The sequence below is a fragment of the Streptococcus sp. SO2 genome, from assembly GCF_030440025.1.
This window is the reverse complement of sequence record NZ_JAQFJH010000032.1, coordinates 1-4,422: the sequence shown is the minus strand read 5'-3', so window position 1 is coordinate 4,422 and position 4,422 is coordinate 1. Positions and strand designations below refer to the sequence as shown.

Here is a 4,422-nt window from a genome sequence, read left to right as displayed (position 1 = left end):
AAACAAAGTATAAATTTCTAATTATCTTTTTATATTTTCTTAAATGCTCGTAAAGCCTTATTCTATGTGCTTTCGAGTATTTTTACTGTAGGAAGATACTTCACGTTTCTTTGCATATTTCCTCATGTCTTAGCTGTCAGAAGTGGTAAATAAGTAGTAAATTCATTTGTACTACTAAGCAACAAGACGCTCCTGTTGCTTCTCTTTATTCAAGCGTTTCATTTCTGCCATTGCAGAATCGAATGTTGCATGTGCGTAATAGTTCAGCGTCATGGCTATATTAGCATGTCCCATAATGTACTGTAATGCCTTTGGATTCATTCCTGCATTTGCATAGTTGGTACAGAATGTATGTCGCAAACTATGTGGAGTGATGTGTGGCAATTTATCCTCGTTATACTTATTGTATTTCTTAACAAGACCTTTCATCATGCCGTTGTAATCACTTGCCACTTTTGGATAGTTCTTTCTATTAAGAAAGAGGAAATCACTATATCCATCAATCTCAACACGCTTATCATTCTTTCGATTCGCTAACACTCGCTTAAATGCTTGATAGGCTTCTTCAACCATAGGAACTTGACGTTCGCCACTTTTGGTCTTTGGTGTTTCAATGTAGTACCCAATTTCAGTATCTCTCAATAGCTGATGGTCTATATTGACAAGACGATTCTCAAAATCTAAATCTGGAAGTGTCAAACCACCAAACTCTGAAATACGAAGACCTGTTTTTAAGAGTATCAGAATTTCATCATAATTTTTGCTGTAGGTTTTATCAGCTTTTGCAAAGGCTAACAGTTTTTCTTCCTGTTCTTCTGTTAGTACGGTCTTAGGGACAGTATCATCATCAAGAACTGCTTTCAGTTGAAAGTCAAATGGATTCTTCCGAACACAATCATCTTGTATAGCAATATAGAATGAAGCCTTTAAAGAACGTTTGTAGTTATTGATGGTTTGATAAGCATAACCATTTTCACTCATTCTAATAGCCCATTCTTTAGCGTCTGATGGCTTAATACTGTCAATACTTCTTACACCTAACTTGTCTTTCTTCAAAATATCCATAAGATATTTGCGTCCAGTTTCAGTGTTTTTTCTAACCTTTGGTCTTTGAGCGTTCTGTTTTGCGTAAAGCTGGCAGAGTGTCATTTTCTTTCCTACAACATCAATACCATCATGAATGTCTTTCTGTAACTCTGCGATTTTCTCTCTAAGTGAGATACAATCACGCTTTCCTGCTGGTACTCGGTCTGTAGCCACAAGTTTCCACGAGTAAACAAATTGCGGTTCTCCAAATGAATCTATATATTTGTATAAGTATCTTCCGTCTTTTCGTTGGCTCTCTCCAGTCTTTAAGATTCGACCTTTATTGTCACGTCTTTTTTCTGACATGGCATTTGCTCCTTTCCTTTATGGAAAGAGCCTTGATACGACTTAATACTATTTTATCATATACAAGACCCTTTGGCGACGCTAGATTGCGTCCAATGTATCTATAATTTTTTCAAATTGTTTTCGTTTAATCTGAATACGATTGCCATTCATAATCAGCCAATTTGCATTTTTATTTTCCTCTGCCAAGCGTCGTAGCTTGTTTTCGCCAATACGAAAATATTTTGACGCTTCTTCAATGGTTAGGGTATAACGTTCCCAAATAGGAATGTCAGTCTGCTTCATAAAATCCTCCTTTCCAAATCACTTATTTGGATTTCATAAAAGTTGTTTTACCAGCAATCGAACAGCTTTAGCAAAGCTCACGGGAGTTCCACCCCTGCATGGTTCTCATGTAGCCATACTCATTGCCTGCGACGGTTTTATCACGCTCGGACTATTGACTGTATGGGAGTATCATTATCACGATAAGAATGTCGTTGCAGGCAATCCTGCTAAAGATTGCTTCTCGGATCACTAACATGAATCGCTCGCTATCTTTATAAGATAGGTCATGGCGGTTAGTTCCGTTGGCTCTTTTCTTATCGAAACGTATTCGATTACTTTTATTCAGTTTTCAAAGAACAATGGCTCGTTAGCCTATCAAAACACATTGAAAGCTCAATATGCTTTGGTGGAATAACAAACCTCCCTGTTCGGGAAGCGTGGAATGGTTTAGCACGCTTCCACGAAAGGAGAGAGGATATTACTTAATTTCAAATGACAAAATCTTTGTAATCAGTCTGGTTTCCATTCTTCCACGTAAGACTTCATCAACGACCATACTTTGATTGCCATATTCATCTTTCATAAGTCGTAGGGAACGCTTCGTTATGTACCCTCTGTAATGATGTAGAATCTGGTTAATCGCTTCGGTATCGCCATCTGTTGCCTTTACAATGAGAGGAAAGGGAATCATAGGATATTGTGTTTTCATTCTTCAAATTCCTCCATAAACTTTTTAATTAAGGCTAGTCCACTGGTTCTATGCCGATAGACAGTAGAACGGTTCAATTTCAACAGGTCTGCAATTTCTGAATCGCTCATGTCCATAAAGTAAAACAGCAGTAGAATTTCACGTTTCTTGTCTGGCAACTCACGTAATGCTTCACTCAACAAATCATTTTCAACGCCTACTGATAACCCATTGAGTGTAAAAATCTGAAAGTCAGTTGAATAGTTATCTGTTGTCGCAAACTGGCTAACAAGATAATCGCCAACATCCGAAAAGGACACCTCACGCTTTGCAATCCTTGAAAGATAAAGCATATAATTCTTTCGCTCGTCTTCCATAGCACGTTTACAGATATAGTCAAACTGATTTTCTATTGTGGTCTGAAAAGAAGATGGTTTCATGTTTCTCACCCCCTTTCTGTCTAGGAAAGGAAGTGAGCCTTGCTCGTTTATCTCCTTTCACTCTTAGTCCCAATGTGAAAGGGGGATTTGTTGCATTACTGATAAATAAACTTTGTAAAAAAGTTCTGAATAGCCAAAAAAGCATATAAACAGATTTATTTCTCTGTTTACATGCTTCTGTTATTCTATCTATATGATTTATAAAACCACATTGGTGGACGTACTTATCTATTGCAGATAGACGACTTTTTTTGACAAGAACCCAATGTAAGGAAATTTATTGTATATGATGTACTTCATGGCGACGTTGACCTCCAACAAACCGCCATTTGGAAGTAATATACAATATTTTAACAGCGTAAATAGCACTACCATATAACGGTTTTTTTTATTGGCGTTTAGTAGTGCTTTTTATTAAATATAAACCTATAAACCATATAACACGTTTTTCTATACCTGTTTTTAATTCAGTAGGAACAATAAAATGTATAGAGGTGGTCTACTATGCGTAAAAAAGAAGATAAATATGATTTTAGAGCCTTTGGTTTAGCCATTAAAGAAGCTCGATTGAAACGAGGTTTAACTCGTGAACAAGTGGGAGCATTGATTGAAATTGACCCACGGTACTTAACTAATATTGAAAATAAAGGGCAACACCCCAGCATACAAGTTCTTTATGACCTTGTATCGTTACTTCATGTTTCCGTTGATGAATTTTTCTTACCTGCTAATAACTTGGTAAAAAGCACCCGACGATTACAGATAGAGAAATACATGGATAGCTTTACAGACAAAGAACTATCCTTAATGGAATCTTTAGCCAGCGGTATCAACGAAGCAAGAAACATCGAAGACTAATTAAAAGAATCCATACATAACGGAAAGAGCCGATAAAATGAGATTGTATTAATCTCATTTTATCGGCTCTGCGTCTTTGCGTCTGGCTCTGTAATCACAGTTACTTTGAACTGCTTTATTTCAATTAAATTTTCTTGTCTGCATTTCGGACAATAGAGGGGGAATTTTTTTAATTCAGTATCTTCCCTTATCTTTAATCGTGTTTTATTTCCACATACAGGACACAATATCCACTTGTAGTTTATAATAACTATCTCCTCCTTTACACTTTAATTCAAATCTTTATTAAAAAATATTTCATCTTATTTAACAAGAAACCATATTTATATAACAACATAAAATACACTAAGTTATTTTATTGAACATATATCGTACTTTATCTATCCGACTATTTGGACGACGGGGCTGGCAAACAGGTTCACCGGTAGTAACATGGTACCCTTTTAACTCTGTTAAACAAACACTACGTCCATTTGTAAAGAAAGTTAAATCACTACGATATTCTTGAATACACCGAGCAGGGATTTCTCCACTAAGAATGACCTCATTATTTTTCAATTGAGTGTCTACGATGTTCGCACAATATTTAGGAGCATCGTTGTATGCTCGTGAAAGATATTCCTGTGGCGCATAAATTTTAAAACTAAGATATGGCTCTAACAATTCTGTTCCAGCTTTTTTTAAGACTTGTTCCAATACAATAGGAGCAAGCATCCGAAAATCTGCTGGGGTACTAACAGGGCTATAGTATAAGCCATACTTAAAACAGATTTTACA

The 4,422-nt window shown here is 36.2% G+C and carries 7 protein-coding genes and 1 pseudogene; 2 read left to right on the top strand and 6 right to left on the bottom strand.

Annotation, left to right across the window (positions count from 1 at the left end):
- Window positions 1–174 precede the first annotated feature (174 nt).
- Entirely contained in the window at window positions 175–1,392 is a 1,218-nt protein-coding gene (locus PCY17_RS11970; protein ID WP_001291561.1) for a tyrosine-type recombinase/integrase, read from the bottom strand.
- 81 nt (window positions 1,393–1,473) lie between these two features.
- Window positions 1,474–1,677: an excisionase gene (locus tag PCY17_RS11965; RefSeq protein ID WP_000814511.1), complete on the bottom strand. Its 204-nt coding sequence runs from the start codon at window positions 1,675–1,677 to the stop codon at window positions 1,474–1,476.
- On the opposite strand from PCY17_RS11965, the gene PCY17_RS11960 reads away from it, so the two are divergent.
- Window positions 1,661–1,912 (top strand): hypothetical protein, encoded by a 252-nt coding sequence (locus PCY17_RS11960; protein WP_001845478.1) that lies wholly within the window; start codon window positions 1,661–1,663, stop codon window positions 1,910–1,912. The two genes, PCY17_RS11965 and PCY17_RS11960, sit on opposite strands and share 17 nt — an antisense overlap.
- A gap of 225 nt (window positions 1,913–2,137) precedes the next feature.
- Here PCY17_RS11960 and PCY17_RS11955 read toward each other — a convergent pair whose 3' ends face one another.
- Together PCY17_RS11955 and PCY17_RS11950 are read right to left on the bottom strand one after the other, a co-directional pair.
- On the bottom strand, window positions 2,138–2,368 hold the full coding sequence (locus PCY17_RS11955; protein WP_000857133.1) for a helix-turn-helix domain-containing protein: 231 nt from the start codon (window positions 2,366–2,368) through the stop codon (window positions 2,138–2,140).
- Window positions 2,365–2,787: a sigma-70 family RNA polymerase sigma factor gene (locus tag PCY17_RS11950; RefSeq protein ID WP_000804885.1), complete on the bottom strand. Its 423-nt coding sequence runs from the start codon at window positions 2,785–2,787 to the stop codon at window positions 2,365–2,367. The genes PCY17_RS11955 and PCY17_RS11950 overlap by 4 nt, the downstream gene beginning before the upstream one ends.
- Before the next feature lie 504 nt (window positions 2,788–3,291).
- On the opposite strand from PCY17_RS11950, the gene PCY17_RS11945 reads away from it, so the two are divergent.
- Complete coding sequence (locus PCY17_RS11945; RefSeq protein ID WP_001227347.1) at window positions 3,292–3,645, top strand: helix-turn-helix transcriptional regulator; 354 nt, start codon at window positions 3,292–3,294, stop codon at window positions 3,643–3,645.
- 59 nt (window positions 3,646–3,704) lie between these two features.
- Here PCY17_RS11945 and PCY17_RS11940 read toward each other — a convergent pair whose 3' ends face one another.
- Window positions 3,705–3,872 (bottom strand): cysteine-rich KTR domain-containing protein, encoded by a 168-nt coding sequence (locus tag PCY17_RS11940; RefSeq protein WP_000336323.1) that lies wholly within the window; start codon window positions 3,870–3,872, stop codon window positions 3,705–3,707.
- Window positions 3,873–3,990: 118 nt separating this feature from the next.
- A pseudogene (locus PCY17_RS11935) lies at window positions 3,991–4,422 on the bottom strand (hypothetical protein); the annotation flags it as partial.

Coding starts and splice junctions, on each gene's coding strand:
- PCY17_RS11970 (WP_001291561.1), bottom strand. CDS start 1,392: ATGTCAGAAAAAAGACGTGACAATAAAGGTCGAATCTTAAAGACTGGA.
- PCY17_RS11960 (WP_001845478.1), top strand. CDS start 1,661: ATGTCAGTCTGCTTCATAAAATCCTCCTTTCCAAATCACTTATTTGGA.
- PCY17_RS11965 (WP_000814511.1), bottom strand. CDS start 1,677: ATGAAGCAGACTGACATTCCTATTTGGGAACGTTATACCCTAACCATT.
- PCY17_RS11955 (WP_000857133.1), bottom strand. CDS start 2,368: ATGAAAACACAATATCCTATGATTCCCTTTCCTCTCATTGTAAAGGCA.
- PCY17_RS11950 (WP_000804885.1), bottom strand. CDS start 2,787: ATGAAACCATCTTCTTTTCAGACCACAATAGAAAATCAGTTTGACTAT.
- PCY17_RS11945 (WP_001227347.1), top strand. CDS start 3,292: ATGCGTAAAAAAGAAGATAAATATGATTTTAGAGCCTTTGGTTTAGCC.